Consider the following 18,944-nt stretch of genomic DNA (forward strand, 5'->3'; position numbering starts at 1 on the left):
TCCGGAAAGCGTGAATATTATGCTAAACACGTGCGAAGCGGGCATATGTTTCACCGTCCGTCGGGCCAATTTGCCCTCCGCGGTACACAGGTATTTATTCACGCCGGGACCGGTTTGTTACCCCCTGGCCCGCTCCGCCCGGAACCATACTCCGAGGCCCGCGCCGTACTCGTCGGTAACCACGCGGTGGAAGTCCCCGTCCTGTGGCCGCTGCACCCGCGTCCCCGCCCGCTTGGCGATCGTGACCAGCAGTTCCTGATCACCGTGTACGCGCCGGAACGAGAGCTCGGCATCGCCGTGCGCCAGGGGCTCATAGGTAGCCGTCCGGAAGAACTCGGCGTGTTCGCGCCGCAGTTGCAGCAGCGTGCGCAGCAGGTGGGCCTTCTGGGCCGGAGCGTACTTGTCGCGCGGCTCGTCGTCCAGCCACCGCTGCCGCTTCACGTAGTCCACGTAGCGGCGGTTATCGGGATCCACGAAGCTGAGGTCCCAGCTTTCCGTCCCCTGGTAGATGTCGGGGTTGCCGGGGACGGTACACTTCAGGATCACCTGTGCGAGGCTGTTGTGGCGGGTCTGCGGCCAGATGGTCCGCAGCAGGTTCTCGAGGTGCGACCGCAACTCGGCGTGGTCCAGCACCCGGTCGGCCAGGTGGATAAGCAGGTCTTCGTAGACCGCGTTGGGCGACGCCCAGTCGCTCATCTCCTTGCCCTCGCGGATGGCCTTCTCCAGGTAGTTGTGGATGCGCTCGCGCAGGTTGGCCTCTTCGGGCGACTTGTGGAGGGGGAAGCCCGCCACGAGACTCTGCAACACCAGGTAAAGACCACGGGGCCGTACCTCGCCGATGTCCAGTGTAGCTTGGGCAAACTCCACGAAGGACCGCCACTCGCCCGGGAAGAAGGTCAGCGCCTGCAGGAACGCGCGGCCGTCCTCTCCGCGCTTCGTATCGTGGGTGGCGGTGGCATTCATCGTAGTGGTGGACCGCTCCTGTATGAACTGGTGGAAGGCGCGGGCCGACAGGCGGTCACCGGGGTCGGCGGAACTGCCCACCTCGTTGAGGTGCGCCTGCCGCCAGAACTGGTAGAAGGTGGTATCCTCTACCCCCTTGGCCATCAGCGGGCCGCTGAGCTGCTGGGTGCGCTGCAGGTACTCCAGGCTGTCGCCCGTGAATTCCTGGTGGGCGAGCCAGTTGACCCAGGCCAGCACGCGGCGGCCGTGGTCGGGGGCGTACTCGCTTACCGCGGTTGCGGCCTCCAGACACAGGGCTACTTCGTGGTCGGTCAGCCGCCCGCCCGCCGGGTAGATGCGGTAGACCGGGAAGGCCGCCAGCCAGTGGGCCAGCGTGGCCCGGAAGTCTTCGCGCAGCTCATCGGTAAGCAGCGGATCCCAGCGCCGGACGAGGTTGTCCAGCTCACCACTGAAGTGCTCCTCCACCAGCATCAGCTTGTTACGGAATACCAGCGCGGGATAGTCGGGCAGCGGTTCCTGCGTCAGTTCTTCGTAAAGGTCGCTGAAGCTGCTGCCCGTTTCGTCGTTGGTGAGCAGGCGATTCACCGCAGCCAGGAAGTCGTAGCCGGTGGTCCCCTCCACGGGCCAGTCGGCGGGCAATTGCTCGCCCGGCTCGAGGATCTTCTCGACGTACAACCCTATTTCGGGCCCGACCGAGGCCCGCAGCCGCTGCAGGTAGGTCGTGGGGTCGAGCAGGCCGTCCACGTGGTCCACCCGCAGGTGCTGGATGTAGCCGGCCCGTACGTCCGCGAAGGTGCGGGCATGCAGGTCGTCGTACACCTGCTGGTCTTCCGTTTTCATGCCGATGAGCTGGTTGACGGTGAAGAAGCGTCGGTAGTTGATGTAGTCGTTCACCCGCTGCCAGTGCACGGGCTGTACCGGCAGCTCCCCGTCGGGCGCGGCGTCGCGGTCGGCGTCCGGCCCTTCCCAGTAGTCATCGTAGACCTGTACGCCGTCGCGGTAGTAGCGCAGCTGGCCGTCGGCTTCGGCGGTTTCGGCCTTGGCGCCCAGCACGGGCAGCATCATCCGGCCCGGCAGCGCGGGGTGCTCCCAGTCGATGTCGAAGTGTCCGGCGTATTTGCCGTCGGGTCCGTCGGCGACCACGGTTTTGAACCACGCGTTCTGGCTCACCAGGGCGGTATGGTTGGGCACGATGTCCTGCATGTAGTCCATGCCGCGGCGGCGCAGTTCCGCGTGCAGTTGCTGCCACTCTTCCTCGGTCGTCACCTCCGGGTTCAGTTCCGCGGGGTTGGTGACGTCGTAGCCGTGGGTACTGCCGGGGGTAGCCGTCAGGATGGGGCTGCCGTAGATGGTGGTGATGCCCAGTTCCTGCAGGTAGTCGAGAATGGCAATAAGGTCGGTCACGCGAAACTCGGCGTGGAATTGGATGCGGTAAGTGTTCATGGCAGGGAATCAGGCAAGGGCCGCAAAGCCCCAGGCGGGGAGGTGCAGGCGGTTGTTTTCAAGAGTGGCACCGTTCGAGGCGAGCAGGAGCCGGTCGCTGTCGACGTCGATGGTAAGGGCTTCGTCGCCGTAGTTGCCGCAGGCGGTGTGGTTGCCCGCGACGTTCCAGGTGATGAGGGTACCGGCCCGGTCTACTGATACGTCCTCAAAGCTGATGCCCTTCGGGGCGGCGGCGCGCAGGTGCAGGGCCGCCCGGTAGAAGTCGGCGATGCGGGCATCCGGGTCCCAACTCAGTTTGGCGGACCGGAAGGTTTCCTCCGCCTGCGGGTCGGGTACGTGGTGGCCGTCCTTCTGAAAGGCCGCAAATTCCTTCGCACGACCCTCGCGTACCGCCTTGATCAGCCAGTCGTCGCCGTGGTGCACGAAGTAGGGAAAGCGACGCTGCTCGCCGTACTCCTCCCCCATGAAAATCAGCGGGGTAAAGGGCGACAACAGGTAGGTGCCCGCGCCGAGAAGGTACTTATCGACGCCGACGTCCTCCAGGAGCCGGTCACCCTCCATGCGGTTGCCCACCTGGTCGTGGTTCTGCAGGAAGACGACCAGCTGTGCGGGCGTCACGTCGGCGGGGGGCGGAGCGCCGAAGTTGCGCTGCCGGTGGGGGGAGTACTGCCCGGTATACACGTAGCCGTCGCGCAAGGCCTTGGCGAGCTGCTCGACGCGGCCGAAGTCTTCGTAGTACCCGTTGGTCTCACCGGTCAGGATACCGTGCAGGGCGTGGTGGAACTCGTCGACCCACTGGCCGCTCATACCGTACCCGCCCCGCTCGCGGCTGCGGAGGTAACGCGGCGCGTTGAGGTCACACTCGGCGATCAGGATGAGCTCGCGCCCCTGCTCCTCCCCCACCCGGTCGGCGAGGGCCGACACCTCTTCCAGGAAGTGGGTGGCGGAGTAGTCCTTGATGGCGTGTACCGCGTCGATCCGCAGGCCGTCCGCTCCGTACTCCTCCAGCCACATGCGCACGTTCTCCAGCCAGTAATTGCGCACGCCATCAGCCTGGGCGTCGTCGAAGTTGATGGCCGCCCCCCAGGGGGTATGGTGCTTTTCGGTAAAGACGGGGAAGAACTTGGGCAGGTAGTTCCCTTCGGGACCGAGGTGATTGTAGACCACATCGACCAGCACGGCGATGCCCCGCGCGTGGGCGGCGTCCAGGAACGCCCGGAAATCCTCCGGTCGGCCGTAGGCACGAAACAGCGAAAAGGGCAGTACGCCGTCGTATCCCCAGTTCCGGTCCCCCGGCGTCTGGTTCAGCGGCATCAGCTCCAGGGTATTGACCCCCAGGTCGCGCAGGTAGTCGAGCCGGTCGATAGCGGCGCGCAGGGTACCGGCCACGGTGAAGGTGCCTACGTGAAGCTCGTAGATGACGGCCCGTTCCAGGCCGTGACCGGCCCAGTCGGAGGAGACCGGGGCCTCCAGGTCAATCACCTCACTTTTGCCGTGGACACCGTCGGGCTGGTAGCGGCTGGCGGGATCGGGATAAAGCTTGTCCTGCTTGCCGTTGCGGTAAAATCCATAGCGCGTACCGGCGGGAGCGCGCACCGGCTCTGAGAGCAGGTAGCCGTCGCCCTCGGGCTGCATAGCAATCAGTCGACGGTTCTGTCCGTCGAAGACGGCCAGGTCGACGCGGCGCGGCAGGGGGGCCCACAGGCGGAAGCGCCGGCGGCCGTCGGGTCCCGCGGGCAGCGGCCCGAGGGGGAGATAAGCAAACGTATGGTCGGTCATGTTAGCGGTTTTGCAGGCGGTAGGCGAACTGTAGGGCCCGTTTGGCCAGGTCGGACAGGAGCCGCCGCTGCGCCCGGTCGCGGGCTGGTTTCTGATTGATCCGGCTGCCCACCGGGTACGCATAAATTTTATTGGTCAGGGTGTCGTAGCCGTGGTCAAGCTGGTGCAGCAGGAGAAGTTCCTGAACCATCTCGCCGGCGCCGGGGGCGACCATCGTCCCCCCCAGGACCTTGCTGCCCCCGAAGGCGCTCTTGGAAAGGTACAGGATAAGGACGCCTTCGCGGTAGTCGGCGGCTACCGCCCGATCGTCGTGGGCGAAAGACTGCTCTACGGTTTCGTAGTCCGTCCCGCGTGCTTCCAGCTGCTCCGGCGTGAGGCCGAAGGTGGCTACTTCGGGGTCGGTAAAGGTCACCCAACTGAAGTTAGTCAGCTTGTGCTTGCGGTCGACTGGACTGAGCAGGTTGGTCCACAGGTCGGTATTATGCTTCTCCGCGCCGTGGCTGAACATCTCGTGGCCGTAGGCATCCCCGACGGTGTAGATGCTCTTGTTGGTGGTGCGGTAGTAGGCGTCGGTAACGATGCGGCCGTCCTTGGTATGGACGCCGGCCAGTTCGAGGCCCAACCCGGCGGTACGCACTTCCCGGCCGATGGCCACCACTACGTGGCTGAACGCCTGATCCCCTTCGGGCAGTCCGTCGTGGGAGAGCTCGGCGGTATGGGCGTCCCGGAAGCGCCTGATCTCGGTCTGGTACCGGATCGTGACGCCCTCGGATTCCAGCTTGTCGGCCAGCACCCGGGCGGCGGCAGCGGGGTCTTTTTCCAGGAGTCGCTCCCCGCGGGTGATCAGCGTAACGGTGCTGCCCAGCCGCGCAAAGGCCTGGGCCATTTCGCAGGAGTTGGGGCCGCCGCCCACGATCAGCAGCTGGTCGGGGAGGGTGTCGAGCTCGGAAAAGACGGATTCGTTATCGTACTGCTTGACGCGGTCGGCCCCGGGGACTTTCAGGTGGCGGGGGCGCGAGCCGGTAGCCAGGACGATGCGCGGGGCCGTTAGTTTGCGGTAGCCGACCGTCACTTCGCGGCGGCCCGTGAGCATGGCTTCCCCTACGATGCACTCCAGCCCGTACTCCCGGCGCAGGTGTTCGGGAGACTCCTGCCGGCGGATGATATCCTGCCGTTCGTGGATCCAGTCCATCACTTTGGCAAAATCGGCCTTGCCGCTCGTTTCAAGCCCGAAGCGCGTTGCTTCCCGTGCCCCGGCAAACTGGGCGGCCACGTGCAGCAGCGCCTTGCTGGGCACACAACCGTAGTTGAGGCATTCGCCCCCGTAGTCGTGCACGGTCTTATCGATCAGCGCGACGTTCAGGCCGATCGCTCCACCGAAGCCGGCGGCACCGAGCCCGCCCGACCCGGCACCGATGACTATAAGATCGTGGGTGTATTTCGCCATACCCACCTAAGCGGGGAGCCCGCGAAATGTTCGGGCGCATCCCGCCTACCGGTGGTTGGTCTGCCCGCGGCCGGGACCGCCTTGCCCTTCCGGGGCTAGTCCGGCGGGGTATCCAGCACTTCCTTCAGCTCCTGCAACTTCATCATGCACTCGATCGGCGTCATGTTGTTTATGCGCACGTTCTCGAGCAACTCGCGCAGGCGGCCGGCGGTGGGGTCGGCGGTTTCGAATATACTCAGCTGCAGGGCCTCGGCGCTCAGGGTGCCGGGAGCGACGCGGGGAGCGGACGGCGTGGCGGCCGCGGATTCGTCGCGATCGTACACTTCCTCGGTGATGTGCTGCTGCTCGAGTTGCTTGAGGATGTTGCCGGCCCGGGCCACGATACTGTCCGGCATGCCCGCCATACGGGCTACGTGAATTCCGAAGCTGTGCTGGCTGCCGCCGGCCACCAGCTTGCGCAGGAAGATGATCCGGTTGCCGTGCTCCTTGATGGCGATCGAGTAATTGTGGATGCGCGGCAGGCTGCCGGCCAGCTCGTTGAGCTCGTGGTAGTGGGTCGCGAATAGGACCTTCGGCCGGGCCCGCTCGTTATTGTGCAGGTACTCGGCGATGGCCCAGGCGATGGAGATCCCGTCGAAGGTGGACGTCCCCCGCCCGATCTCGTCGAGCAGGATGAGGCTGCGGTCCGTGATGTTATTCATGATGGACGCCGTCTCGTTCATCTCCACCATGAAGGTGGATTCCCCGCTGCTGATGTTGTCGCTGGCCCCCACCCGGGTAAATACCCGGTCCACTATGCCCAGGCGGGCGGAGGATGCCGGCACGAAACTTCCCATTTGCGCGAGCAGGCTGATCAGGGCGGTCTGCCGGAGTAGGGCCGACTTACCCGCCATGTTGGGGCCGGTGATCATGATGATCTGCTGGTCGTCCGGGTCGAGGCGCACGTCGTTGGGTACGTACTGCTCCCCTACCTGCAGCTGCCGCTCGATGACGGGGTGGCGCCCCTGCCCGATCTCGATGTCGCGGCTGTCGTTCATTTCCGGTTCGACGTAGCGGTCGCGGTTGGCCACCTTCGCGAAGCCAAGCAGGCAATCGACGCGGGCCAGCAGGCCGGCGTTGCGCTGCACGGGGCCGATGTAGTCCTGCAACCAGGCGACCAGTTCCTGGTAGAGCTCCTCCTCCCGCAACAGAATCTTGTCTTCGGCGTGGAGGATCTTGTCCTCCAGGACCTTGAGTTCCTCGGTGATGTATCGCTCGGCGTTGGTGAGGGTTTGTTTGCGGGTCCACTCGGGTGGTACGACCTTCTTGTACTTGTTGGTGACTTCCAGGTAGTACCCGAAGACGTTGTTGAAACCGATCTTCAGGCTGGAGATACCGGTACGCTCCGCTTCCCGCTGCTGGATGGCGGCCAGCCGCCCCTTACCGTTGCGGGTGATGTCGCGCAGCTCATCGAGCTCGGCATCGAAGCCGTCCGCGATGACGCCCCCCTTGGCCAGGTTGACGGCGGGCTCCTCGCGGATCTGCCGGTCGATGTGGGCGCAGACGTCGGGCAGGGGATCCAGGTGTTTGCCCAGGTTGGCCAGCACCTCGCTGCCGGATTCGGTGAGTAGTGTACGTATCGGGCCCATGGCACAGAGCGCCCGGCTGAGGGCGCGGATCTCGCGGGGATTCACCTTACCCAGCGGCACCTTTGAGATGAGGCGTTCTACGTCGCCGATCTCCTTGAGGCTCGCGTCCAGGTCCTGCAGCAGGGGAGGCGCCTGCACGAAGGTGCGTACGGCCTCGTGGCGCTCCCGGATGGCCTTCAGGTCGCGCAGCGGCAACACGACCCACTTGCGCAGCAGGCGACCGCCCATCGGCGTGACGGTGCGGTCGATCACGTCGACGAGGGACACCCCGTGGTCGTGCGGGCTGTAGATCAGCTCAAGGTTGCGGATGGTGAAGCGGTCGAGCCACACGTAGCGGTCGTTGGCCAGCCGGCTGATGCGCGTGATGTGCCGCAGGTTGCGGTTTTCGGTGGTCTCCAGGTAGTGCAGGGCGGCACCGGCGGCGATCTTGGCCTGCTCGAGCTCCTCTACGCCGAAGCCCTTCAGGCTGGCGGCCTTGAATTGCTTGAGCAGCTTTTCCGTGGTGTAGTCGGCGGTAAAGACCCACTCGTCCTGGGGCGAGAGGTAGAAGCGGTCGCCGAAGGCCCGCTCGAAGTCCTGCTTGCGGTCCTTGCTGAGGATCACCTCCTTGGGCTGAAAGCTTTGCAGCAGCTTGTCCAGGTAGGCTTCATCGCCCTCGGCCACCAGAAATTCGCCGGTACTCAGGTCAAGCAGACTCAGGCCGCAGGCCGCCTTCCGCCCCCGTCCGAAGGTTACGCTGGCCAGGAAATTGTTGGCCTTGTGCTCCAGCAGCTGGTCGTCGACGGCCAGGCCCGGCGTGACGATCTCCGTGACGCCGCGCTTGACGATCTTCTTCTCCTTGGAGGGCTTTTCCAGCTGCTCGCAGATAGCCACCCGGTACCCCGCACGGACCAGTCGCGGCAGGTACATATCCACGCTGTGGTAGGGAAAACCCGCCAGTTCCACGTCGCTGCCGCCGTTATTCCGGCTGGTCAGGGTGATGCCCAGGACCTGGGCGGCCTTGACGGCATCCTCGCCGAACGTCTCATAGAAATCGCCCACCCGGAACAGGAGAAGGGCCTCGGGGTGCTTGGCCTTCACCTTGTTGTACTGCGCCATGAGGGGCGTCACTTTCTTTGATTTGCTCTTGGCCACGGGCGGTAGGTTTGCGAAGCGCGAAGGTAACAAAGGATCGGGGAGGCCCCGGCCCCCCTACCCCGCCTGCCGGTATACCTGGGCTTCCTCATTGAGGGTCAGGCGGGGCGCATCGTCGGCGTCCGTTCGGTTGAGCAGGGCGCAGCCTACGCTGCACGACGTACACCGGCTGGCGTCGCAGTAGGCGGCCTTCAGTTCCAGCAGGGCCTGACTCTCCGCCGCGGAGGCGGCGGCCCAGCCGAGGCTGCGCCAACGCCGGATCACCGAGTTGCTTTCGGCTGGCAGGGATTCCAGCAGGGCCATGGCCCGGTCGCGGTAGCGGTCGTCCCCCCGAAGTCGGGCATAGGCAACGTAGGCCGGCGACACGGCGTTGATCAGCACGGAACGGATCGCGCTCTCCCCGAATCGCCGGGGACTGCGGTCCGCAACCGGTCCGAAACGGTAATGGTCGCGCCAGTAGTTGCTCAGGCTGACCTCGAACATGTTGCGCAACTCACGGGCGTCGGCGGCGGCCAGGCACTTGCCGAAGAGCTGACCGCTGCGGTGCAGCAGGCAGGCGAGCTGCGCGATGCGGACGGTCGGGAAGTTGTTGGGCCGCATCCGGAGAAACCGCCAGGCGGAGGTCGGTAGCGGACTAAGTCCGTGCTTCACGGCCAGCAGCGCGTATTCCCGCCGGAGCTGCGTCACGTAGGGTGATTCGTCGGCCTCCGGGCCGGGCAGCAGCCCGGACTGACCGAAGAGCAGGGCCTCCAGCTGCAGCAGGCTGTGCTTGTGCCGCAGCAGCACGCGCAGCGGCAGGGAGCAGGCCAGCATCTCCATCGCTTCCCCGTTCACCTTGCCGCCCATGGCCCGGGCGAGGGTCCGGTAGAAGGCTTCTTCCCAGTCGCGCCCGCAGGCCTCGACGTGGCCGGCGAAGGTCGACGAGCGGGCGGAAAGGCGCTCGGCCAGTACCCGCTGCAGCCACAGCGCGCGCAGCGGATCGGGCACCCGCTGCAGTTGCGTCTGGCACGGGACCCAGTAGGCATTGTGGAGCAGCCGCCAGTAGGTATTGCGCACGCCGGCGGGAATGCGGTGGCGCAGCTCCAGGCACGGAATCCGGCTGCCGTCGCGGCGAAATACCGGGCGATCCTCTTCCAGCACGACGTGGAGCACCACGCCATCGTAGGCCGGATCGGAGTCGTGGCCGTGATCGTACCACTCGCTGCTGCGGAGGTGCATCTCCACCTTGCCGGCCCAGTGCAGTCCATCGATACGCAGCCGCGCGTCGTCGAAATCGGGACCGGCGTTGGTGTTCAGCACGCCGAACTGCTGAATGGTGACGGGTTCGCCCGTGGTCGTGCGCAGGTCACGCAAATCAAAGCGCGCCAGCCGCCACAGGTAGTGGAGGAAATCTTCTTTCATTTCTCAAAGTGGTATTACGTAAAACAATTCTTACGCAATTACGCACCTTTTCAACTAAAAAACAACAATTTGTTTAATTATTTCCGCTCCCACCGGCCGAAGCGGTAGGCGAGCTCATTCTTCCCGTGGGGGCGCCAGGCTTCACTCCATACCTCACGCCATTCACCGGCCGGGAGCTCGGGAAAGAAAGCGTCGCCGTCGGGGATCTCGGTCCCCACGATGGTACGGTACACCGTGGTCGTCGTAGGCAGCGCCAGCCGGTACAGCTCCCCACCGCCCACGATGAAGGTTTCCTCCGCTTCGGTCACCGCCGGGTGAGCAAGCGCCTCGCGCAGGCTATGCACTACCACCGTGCCGGTAGCGGTAAAGAAGGGGTCGCGCGTCAGTACGATATTGGTTCGTTTCGGCAGGGGGCGGCCGATGCTCCGGAAGGTCTTGCGGCCCATGATGACGGGGTGGCCCAGCGTCATGCGCTTGAAATACTGAAGGTCGGCTGGCAGGTACCACGGAATATCTCCGTCCTTGCCGATGGTACCGAGGCGGTCGGTGGCTACGATGGCGGAAAGTTGCATGGCGGCAAGGTACGCCGCCGGTTAGCCCAGGCCCAAATCCAGGGTGCCAAGCTCCTCCCGGCGGCGGCGGAGCGCGGCGTCGATCTCTGCTTTTTTGGCGGCAATGTCGGCGGTAGTCTGGTAGACGCCGACCTCGGTCTGGTAGCGGATGTGGTTGCGCAGCCGCCCGGCCCGCTCGGTGATCGTTTCCTCGGCGGCCACCTCGTAGGCCTGCTCGTGCTCGGCCAGCAGGTGATCGTAGGGGCTGCGGGGCGCAATCAGCTTGGTAAAGATCGGGGCGGTCTCGATGGCGATGAAGAGGAGGGTCACGAAAAGTACGGCCAGCGCGATCGCGGGACTGCTGCGGCTCAGCCGGTCCAGCGCCTCGATCCGGGCGGCCAGGCCGCCGTAGCTGCTGCGGTCCAGGGCGGTAATCTCGCCGTCGATCGTTGACCGCAGTTCGGTGATCGCTTCCTGCCTGGCCGCCACCTCGGGCAGCAGGGAGGCTTCGGCCGCCGTGAGTTCGTCCTGGGCCTGCTGGGCCCGCTGCTGCTTGGCGCGGTAGATCGGGCCCATATTGCGGATGCCGGAACCGCCACTGCCGTCGGCTTCGGCCAGGGCGGCCGCGGCGGCGGCATTGCGGGCCGCGGTACGGTCGGCCAGGTCCGCCCGCAGAACTTCGGCTTCCCGCTCCAGGACGGCCAAGTCGGCGGCGTAGCGGTCGCGGATACCGGCTTCCTGCTCCTTATAAACCTCCTGCTGCATGACGACCAGCTCGGCATCAATTTCCTTCCCGAAGATCTTCAGTTCCAGCGGCTTGGAAATGACCAGGGCCAGCAGCACGGCCATACCGACGCGCGGCAGCGCCATGAGCAGGTTGCCAAAGCCGCGGCGACTTTTCATGCTGGACACGATGTACCGGTCGAGGTTGAAGATCATCAGCCCCCACACCAGCCCCACGGCGGCGGCCGCGAAGTAATTGTCGAAAATGGTGTAGCAGGCGTAGGCCGCCGACAGGAAGGCGAGCAGTCCGGTAAAGAAAATGGTGCCCCCGATGCCGAGGTACTTACTTTCGTCGGTCGGGACCTGCTCGAGGAGCGTACGGTCGGCGCCCGAGCAGAAGAGAAAAAAGGATTTCAGCTGGTTCATGGTAGTATGTGCTAGGTGGAAACGGATAGTCCGAAAGTAGGCGCACCCCACCGGGTCCGGGATTCCGTTCGATGAACCAAGGACGAATTCCGACGGACCACACTGCACCGCACCCGCGCACCGCCGCCCCGCCCACGCTACGTATATTTGCAACAAATAATTTCAACTTCGCCCTTGACCCGCAACAGCGATCGCACCCTCCACGAAAGCGGCACGGTATACGCCGACGTCGTCCTCCCACTCGCCCTGGCGCAGACCTACACCTACTCGGTGCCCGAGGAATTGGTGGGCGGCCTGCGGGAAGGGCAGCGCGTGGAGGTGCAGTTCAGCCGCAACAAGCACTACGCGGGCATCGTCCGCCACCTGCACGGCACGGCCCCGGGCTTCAAGACGCGGCCCATCCTGAGCGTCATCGACGTGGAGCCCCTCCTGACGGCGCGGCAGCTGCGGCTCTGGGACTGGATGGCCGACTACTATTGCTGCACCCTCGGCGAAGTGATGACGGCCGGCCTGCCCAGCCACCTCAAGATGGCCAGCGAGACCATTATCACCCTGGGGCCGCTCTTCAGCGACGACGTGACCGAGCTGAGCGGCGACGAGTACTTGGTCGTGGAAGCCCTGACCCTGCAGCCCGAACTGAGCCTCAAGGACATCCGCGACATCCTGCAGCGCAAGACCGTTTATCCCGTCATCCGCAGCCTGCTGGACCGCCACGTCATCCTGCCCAAGGAGCACTTCGTCGATCCCTACAAGCCTCTGGAGGTCAAGTGCGTACGCTTCGGCACCGCCTGCCGCACAGAAGCCGAGCAGGTGGCCGCCTTCGATAAGGTGGCGCGCTCAGAGAAGCAGACGGCCGTGCTGCTCGAATATATCCAGTACAGCCGCACCCAGCCCTACGTGCGCCGGGCCGACCTGAGCAAGCGCACGGGGGCCTCGGATGCCGTCATCAAGGCGATGGTGAAGAAGGAGATCTTCGAATTCTACGACCGCGAGATCAGCCGCATCGGGGGCGAGGAGATCGTGGCCGAACCAGGGGCTTTAAGCGCCCAGCAGACGGAGGCACTGGCGGCGGTGCGCGGGTGCCACGCCGACGGGAAGGCCGCCCTCCTGCACGGTGTCACCAGCAGCGGTAAAACGCGGGTGTACCTGGAGCTCATGCAGGAGGCCATCGCGGCGGGAGAGCAGGTGCTTTACCTGCTGCCGGAGATCGCCCTGACCGGACAGATCATCAAGCGGCTGCAGCGGGTGCTGGGCGACCGGATCATGGTCTACCACAGCCGCCTGAACAATATGGAACGGGTAGAGATCTGGAAGGCGGTACTGAGCGGCAAGACCTCCGTGGTGGGACCGCGTTCGGCCCTCTTTTTGCCCTTCACGAACCTCGGACTGGTGGTCATCGACGAGGAGCACGACCCCAGCTTCAAGCAGCACGATCCCAACCCCCGCTACAACGGCCGCGACGTTGCCCTCTACCTCGCACGGCAGCACGGCGCCCGCGCCATCCTGGGCAGTGCCACCCCGAGCCTGGAAAGCTGGGAGAACGCCCGCACGGGCAAGTTCGGCCTCGTCACCCTGACCGAGCGCTTCGGCGGCATCGCCCCGCCGCGGGTGGAGGTGGCCAACAGCCGGGAGACGGACGAGAAGGGCAACCACCACCCCTTCTTCACCCCTACCCTGCTCAACGCCATACGCGCGACGCTCGAGCGCGGGGAGCAGGTCATCCTGTTCCAGAACCGGCGGGGCTTCGCGCCGGTCTACTTCTGCCCGACCTGCGAGTGGACGGTGGAGTGCGTCAACTGCGACGTCAGCCTCACCTACCACAAGTTTCAGCACCGCCTGCGGTGCCACTGCTGCGGCTACACTATGGCTCCGCCCGAACAGTGCCCCGCCTGCGGGGAGCCGCAACTGAAACTGAGCGGTACCGGCACCGAAAAGATCGAGGACGAACTGAAGATCTTCCTCCCTGAGGCCCGCGTGGCCCGTATGGACCTGGACACCACCCGCGGCAAGAATGCCCTCGGCAAGCTGATGGAGCAGTTCGAGGCGGGGCAGCTGGACATCCTCGTGGGAACGCAGATGGTGACCAAGGGACTGGACTTCGCCAAGGTGGGGCTCGTGGGCGTGATCAGTGCCGACCAGCTGCTGCGCTTCCCGGACTTCCGCGCCGACGAGCGGGCCTTCCAGCTCATGCTGCAGGTGGCCGGGCGGGCGGGGCGCCGCGACCGGCAGGGGCAGGTGATCATCCAGGCCCACGAGGAGACCCACCCGGTACTGACCGACGTGCTGGCGGCCGACTACGATTCCTTCATCCGGCGGGAGGCGAACAACCGGCAGCAGCTCCACTTCCCGCCCTACGGCAAGATGATCCGCCTGCAACTGCGGCATACCCGCCGGAACACCGCCGAGGAAGGGGCCAAACTGATGGGCAAGTGGCTGGCCCACCATCTCGGCGACCGGCTGGAGGGGCCTTTTGAGCCTACGGTGGCGCGGTTGCGAACGTACTACTTACAGGATATGGTCATCCGTCTGGGCAATTCCGCCGCGGAAGCGAAGCGGGCCAAGGACCTGATCCGCCAAGCCACCGCCAAGCTGGCCGCCAAAAAGGGGCTGAGCGGGGTCCGCGTGGTGGTCGACGTGGATCCGTACTAGTTCCGACTGCGGACGCTGCCGCTGCTGCTCGTGTCGCTGTGTACGTCGTTCGGGCTGCCGTAGTAGGTCACGCTGCCGCTGCTGCTGGCCTTGGCGCGCAGGGACTTCGACAAATTCAGGACGACGTCGGCGCTGCTGCTGACGTCGGCGCGGCCATCGCGCGACTCCAGCTTGCCCGCGTCGATACGGCCGGAACTGCTGGCGTCGGCTTCGATGCGGTCGGCGCGGCCGGACAGCCGTAGGGTAGCCGAGCTGCTGGCTCCGGTGGTCACCTCATCGCCGATGAACGTGAGCTCGGCCAGGGCGGAACTGCTGACGTGCACCTCAAGATCATCGCCGTGAAAATCGGACGTACCGTACACGGTAGAGCTGCTGGAGGCTTTGAGGTACTCCAGTTTGGGCAGGGTGACGTAGACGTTGATGGGCTCGGTGGACCTGAAGTTGGCCTTATCGGTGTAGCCGATTTCCAGTTGACGGCCGTTGACTACGGTTTTGACGAATTCCTGCAGGTTGCTTTCCGCCTCCACGCGTACGCTGAAGGGTCCCTCGGCCAGCTCCACCTTCATGGAGCAACAGGCCTTGACGCCGGTGAAGCCGTCGATGTCGCGCCTTTCGGTCTGTACGTCGCCGTTACCCTTTACGCGGTCGCCGGAGCCGAACCAGCCGCCGCCGTTGTTGACTTCCACCTGCGCACTGAGGCCCACGGTGATGAAGAGGAATAGCAGGGTGTTGATGATTCTCATAGCCTTAAGTTAGGGGGTTTATTGCAGGGACGATCTCCCGTCTGGCAGGTTGCAGGTAGGCAACATCTTTTTTTTGCCGGGGGGCGTTTACGCTGCCATGTCTAGACTGATATTCCTGCTGCTGATCATGCTGTTTCTGGATGCCTACGCCTTCCTGGCGTGGCGCGCGTGGCTGAATAAGTATGGGGCCACGACCCGCCGGTGGGGCTACGGGGTCTACTGGGCACTCTCGGCCCTCTGCTATGTGTTCCTCCTGCTCAACGTGGTGGAAGCGACCGAAGACTGGCCGAAGGGCCTGCTCGTATACGGGCGGGCGATGATCTTCATCGTATACTTCAGCAAGGTGCCGGTGGTGCTTTTCCTGCTGTTCGACGAGCTCCGGCGCGCGTTCAACTGGGTGGCCAACAAGATCAGTCCGGTGACCGAGCGCGATACCGGTCGTTCCCGTTTTCTGAGCAAGGCGGCCCTGGTCGCGGGGGGCGTGCCGCTCGTAACGCTCACCTACGGTATGGTCCGCAATGCCTACCGGTACCGGCGTTTCGCGGTGGACGTGCCGGTGCGGGACCTACCCGCGGGACTGGAGGGAGTAAAGATTGTACAGATCAGTGATATACACTCGGGCAGCTGGACCCGCACTACCCCGCTGTACGACGCCATCGAAATGGTGAACCGCGAGGAGGCCGATATCGTGGTCTTCACCGGCGACCTGGTAAATAACCGCTCCGAGGAGATGCTGCCCTATATCGACATCTTCAAGCAGCTGCGGGGGAAGCACGGGGTATACAGCACCCTGGGCAACCACGACTACGGCGACTACGTACAGTGGCCCGACGAGGCGGCCAAGCAGGCCAACATGGAGCAGCTGTACGACATTCACGCCCGCCTGGGCTGGGACCTGCTGCGCGACGAGCACCGCATACTCGACATCAACGGCCACCGGCTGGCCCTCATCGGGATCGAAAACTGGTCGGCCGTCCTTCGCTTCCCGAAGTACGGCGATCTGGGCAAGGCCACCGCGGGACTCCCCGGTGACTGCGACTGCCGCGTCCTGCTCAGCCACGACCCCACCAGCTGGGACGCCCTGGTCCGTCCGGAGCACCCCGACATCGACCTGACCCTCAGCGGCCACACCCACGGATTTCAGTTCGGCATCGAGATCCCCGGATTTAAATGGTCACCCTCCCAGTACGTTTACGAGCAGTGGGCCGGCCTATACCGCCACGGCACGCAGAACCTGTACGTGAACCGGGGCCTGGGCTTTCTCGGCTACCCAGGCCGGGTGGGCATCTTACCGGAGGTCACGGTACTTACGCTTCGCCGCGCCTAGCGGCTCGCTCCGCTACCGGCCAGCGAGGGGCTAGGCTACCTGATGTCCCCGCCCGGCTTCCAGGATCTCAAACCACTCCTGCCGTTCGAGATCGATGTCCAGCGCCTTCAGGGATCGGGTGATGCGGTCTTTCTTCGTGGTACCGATCACCGGCAAGGGACGCATGGGGTGTTTGCGGCACCAGGCGAGTAACACCACGTCCTCTTCGACGCCGTATTTCCTGCCGATCTCGCTCACCTTGTCGCGCAATCGCAGCAGTTTCGTGCCTTCTCCCTTGAAGTAGTCGGCGCCGCCCAGGGGGCTCCACACCATGGGTCGGAGGCTGCGGCCCTGGCACTGGTCGTAGGTGCCGTCGAACAGGGGATCGGGGTGTAACGGATGGCACTCTACCTGATTGGTCACCAGCTCCGTTTTAGCCGCCAGCAGATCAAACTGGCTGGGCGTAAAGTTGCTTACCCCGAAGTGAAGCACCTTGCCAGACTGCCGCAGCTCGTCAAAGGCAGCAGCTACTTCCTCCGGATCCATGAGGGGATCGGGGCGGTGAATGAGCAGCAGGTCGAGGTAATCCGTCCCGAGCATCGACAGGCTTCGCTCGGCGGAAAAAATGATGTGGTCCCGCGTGCTGTTGTAGTGGGCGACCCGGTTTTCGGGGCGGTTACCGGTCAGCACTTGAATGCCGCACTTCGTGACCAGCTGGATCTGCCCGCGCACGCTGCTGCTGTGCTGCTTCAGGGCCTTGCCGAAAGCTTCCTCGGTGGTGTAGCTGCCGTAAATATCGGCGTGGTCGAAGGTGGTGATCCCGAGGTCCAGGCAGTGACCGATGAGATCGGCCGTGGTAACGGTATCGTAGTCGGCTCCCCATTCTCCCCAGGTCATGGTGCCGGCGACGATTTCAGATAACTGGGGCCCGTTGGGACTTAAAGTGCGTTGCGCTGCGTTCATGGTGTAATTTTACGGTAACCTAGCGACATGAAATACCTGCACCTGCTCGTAGCCCTGCTATTCATCCTGTTTGCGTACTGGCAGCTCAACGATCCCGACTGGCCCATCTGGGTCCTGATGTACGGCTCGGTAGCCATCATCGCCGCCTGGTGGGCCCTGGATCGCCCCCCGCGGTGGCTCATTTACGCGGCGCTCGTGGCGTCGGTCCTGTGGATGGGCAGCCTGGTTCCCGACCTTATCACCTGGATCAACGAAGGAATGCCGACGATCGCCGGCCAGATGACGGCCGCCTCCCCGCACATCGAACTGACCCGCGAATTCTTCGGTCTGCTGATCTGTAGCCTCACGCTAGCAAGCTACGCCTTCTCGATCAACCGCGTGGACGCTCAGATATTGGCAAAATAGGGGGGACTCACGGGTACCGTAGTCTCCATACCGTACAACCGCAGGCGCAGGCCCTGTGCGTCGGCCGTCGCCGCTACGATGTATTGGAGATTGACGAGGTAGTCGGGATGACAGCGCCGGAGCCCCTGCCCCGCGTAGCGGGTAACCACGCCGGCCAGGTCGAGCGGCACCCTTTCGGCGCGGCCGTCGCTGAAGTGCACCGCGCTCTTGCCCGGATCGATCCGAACGGCGTAGGCAACGTAGCCCGCCGGCGCTTCCGTTCCGGCCAGACTGGACAGCTGTACGCGGCCGGCCACTTTCTGGTATTCACCTTCCGCCCGCAGCTGCAAGGCGACCCCGCTCACCACGATCGGCAGCAACCCGACCAGCACCGTGGGTACGGTAATGTAGAGCAGGACCCGCAGATTCATCAGCGACCAGTCGCGGGTAGCGTTGAACAGCAAAAAGCAGGCCACCGACACCAAAAACAGCAACACAGCCTGGTCGAGCGTCCAGCGCAGCAGGGTCCAGCGGGGACCGCGACGGCGCACGCCCAAGGCTTCGCTTACGTAATGGTACACGAGGGCTACGGCGAAAGTCGCGACTCCGTAGGCCAGGGCCAGCAGGGGCGAAAAGAGGAAAAGCAGGGCGACAAAGACGAAAAGGGCGGTGCGCCCGTGGCCAATCACCACCCCGCGACCGAAGGGGCGCTCGGGAAACGGACGCGCGAAGGGGTTACGGCTCAGCATTCGGTGGCGGAACTGAACAGCTCGAGTACGTCCCTCCCCCGACGGTACAGCTGCTCCACCTCGTCCGGCGGCAGCAGGAAGCCTTTCTTGTACAGCAGCAGGTAGTAGCCGATGCCCTCTACGGACCATCCCTTGTTTAGGGTAAAGTAGTTGAGCACCTCGTCGGAAAAGTGATGGCGGATGTAGTCTTCGTCCTCCCCCGTCAGGCGGTACTGCTTGCTGAATTTGGGGAAGCGGGTAAAGTCAATATCCGTGTAGCCAAACAACTCCCCCAGCTTGTGCAGTAGCGTTTCGGGCTGGAGGCACAGCTCGGGCAGCACCAGCCGCTGGCTGTGCACAAAGCAGACCGACTGGTGGACGGTCTGCTTGCTGCCCCGCTCGTAATAGCTGTAGTCGAAGAGGTAGAGGTCAGCGTCGCTGAGCCCCTCCTGCCGGCGCAGCACGTTGGAAATGGCGGGCCGGGCACCCCGCGTGGCGAGGCGAAAGTCGCCCAGAAAGCGTTCGAGGCCGTGGTCGTCGGCCGGAGAGAAGGAGAATCCAAGCCGGTCGGCCAGCTGTCGCAGGCGCTCTTCGCGGTAGTACATGGTCAAATATAGAAAATGCCCGCCCCTTTGCAGGAACGGGCATTTACGTTTTAGCCAATAGCTGTCGGACG

Annotated in this window: 14 protein-coding genes; 3 read left to right on the top strand and 11 right to left on the bottom strand. The window is 64.5% G+C overall.

Annotation, left to right across the window (positions count from 1 at the left end):
- Window positions 1-117: 117 nt before the first annotated feature.
- From treY to DQG19_RS14270, 7 genes are all read right to left on the bottom strand, one after another.
- Complete coding sequence (treY, locus tag DQG19_RS14240; protein ID WP_116126948.1) at window positions 118-2,406, bottom strand: malto-oligosyltrehalose synthase; 2,289 nt, start codon at window positions 2,404-2,406, stop codon at window positions 118-120.
- 9 nt (window positions 2,407-2,415) lie between these two features.
- Entirely contained in the window at window positions 2,416-4,185 is a 1,770-nt protein-coding gene (gene treZ, locus DQG19_RS14245; protein WP_157974516.1) for a malto-oligosyltrehalose trehalohydrolase, read from the bottom strand.
- Window position 4,186: 1 nt separating this feature from the next.
- Window positions 4,187-5,632: a dihydrolipoyl dehydrogenase family protein gene (locus tag DQG19_RS14250; protein WP_116126950.1), complete on the bottom strand. Its 1,446-nt coding sequence runs from the start codon at window positions 5,630-5,632 to the stop codon at window positions 4,187-4,189.
- A gap of 95 nt (window positions 5,633-5,727) precedes the next feature.
- Entirely contained in the window at window positions 5,728-8,358 is a 2,631-nt protein-coding gene (mutS, locus tag DQG19_RS14255; RefSeq protein ID WP_116127108.1) for a DNA mismatch repair protein MutS, read from the bottom strand.
- 93 nt (window positions 8,359-8,451) lie between these two features.
- Window positions 8,452-9,795 carry a DUF2851 family protein gene (locus DQG19_RS14260; protein ID WP_116126951.1) on the bottom strand — a complete coding sequence of 448 codons (1,344 nt, stop codon included), beginning with the start codon at window positions 9,793-9,795 and terminating at the stop codon, window positions 8,452-8,454.
- A gap of 77 nt (window positions 9,796-9,872) precedes the next feature.
- The gene (locus DQG19_RS14265) at window positions 9,873-10,367 is read right to left on the bottom strand and encodes a dihydrofolate reductase (protein ID WP_116126952.1); all 495 of its coding nucleotides are present in this window, start codon (window positions 10,365-10,367) and stop codon (window positions 9,873-9,875) included.
- A gap of 21 nt (window positions 10,368-10,388) precedes the next feature.
- Window positions 10,389-11,495, bottom strand: coding sequence for a DUF4407 domain-containing protein (locus DQG19_RS14270; RefSeq protein WP_116126953.1), 1,107 nt, complete (start codon window positions 11,493-11,495; stop codon window positions 10,389-10,391).
- A gap of 174 nt (window positions 11,496-11,669) precedes the next feature.
- Here DQG19_RS14270 and priA point away from each other — a divergent pair, with 174 nt between their 5' ends.
- Window positions 11,670-14,144, top strand: a complete 2,475-nt coding sequence (priA, locus tag DQG19_RS14275) for a primosomal protein N' (protein ID WP_116126954.1) — start codon at window positions 11,670-11,672, stop codon at window positions 14,142-14,144.
- Here priA and DQG19_RS14280 read toward each other — a convergent pair.
- Window positions 14,141-14,887, bottom strand: a complete 747-nt coding sequence (locus DQG19_RS14280) for a head GIN domain-containing protein (RefSeq protein ID WP_116126955.1) — start codon at window positions 14,885-14,887, stop codon at window positions 14,141-14,143. The genes priA and DQG19_RS14280 overlap by 4 nt on opposite strands.
- A gap of 97 nt (window positions 14,888-14,984) precedes the next feature.
- On the opposite strand from DQG19_RS14280, the gene DQG19_RS14285 reads away from it, so the two are divergent.
- Window positions 14,985-16,214, top strand: a complete 1,230-nt coding sequence (locus DQG19_RS14285; protein ID WP_116127109.1) for a metallophosphoesterase — start codon at window positions 14,985-14,987, stop codon at window positions 16,212-16,214.
- 30 nt (window positions 16,215-16,244) lie between these two features.
- On the opposite strand, the gene DQG19_RS14290 is transcribed toward DQG19_RS14285, so the two are convergent.
- Window positions 16,245-17,156: an aldo/keto reductase family oxidoreductase gene (locus DQG19_RS14290; protein WP_116126956.1), complete on the bottom strand. Its 912-nt coding sequence runs from the start codon at window positions 17,154-17,156 to the stop codon at window positions 16,245-16,247.
- A 27-nt stretch (window positions 17,157-17,183) separates the two neighbouring features.
- On the opposite strand from DQG19_RS14290, the gene DQG19_RS14295 reads away from it, so the two are divergent.
- The gene (locus DQG19_RS14295) at window positions 17,184-17,561 is read left to right on the top strand and encodes a transmembrane 220 family protein (protein WP_116126957.1); all 378 of its coding nucleotides are present in this window, start codon (window positions 17,184-17,186) and stop codon (window positions 17,559-17,561) included.
- Here the strand turns inward: DQG19_RS14295 and DQG19_RS14300 are convergent.
- Together DQG19_RS14300 and DQG19_RS20930 are read right to left on the bottom strand one after the other, a co-directional pair.
- Entirely contained in the window at window positions 17,543-18,289 is a 747-nt protein-coding gene (locus DQG19_RS14300; RefSeq protein WP_157974517.1) for a LytTR family transcriptional regulator DNA-binding domain-containing protein, read from the bottom strand. The two genes, DQG19_RS14295 and DQG19_RS14300, sit on opposite strands and share 19 nt — an antisense overlap.
- Entirely contained in the window at window positions 18,283-18,873 is a 591-nt protein-coding gene (locus tag DQG19_RS20930) for a hypothetical protein (protein WP_157974518.1), read from the bottom strand. The genes DQG19_RS14300 and DQG19_RS20930 overlap by 7 nt, the downstream gene beginning before the upstream one ends.
- Window positions 18,874-18,944 lie beyond the last annotated feature (71 nt).

Origin of the sequence: Lewinella sp. IMCC34183, from assembly GCF_003390915.1 — a bacterium.
In the GTDB taxonomy this organism is placed as follows: domain Bacteria; phylum Bacteroidota; class Bacteroidia; order Chitinophagales; family Saprospiraceae; genus Neolewinella.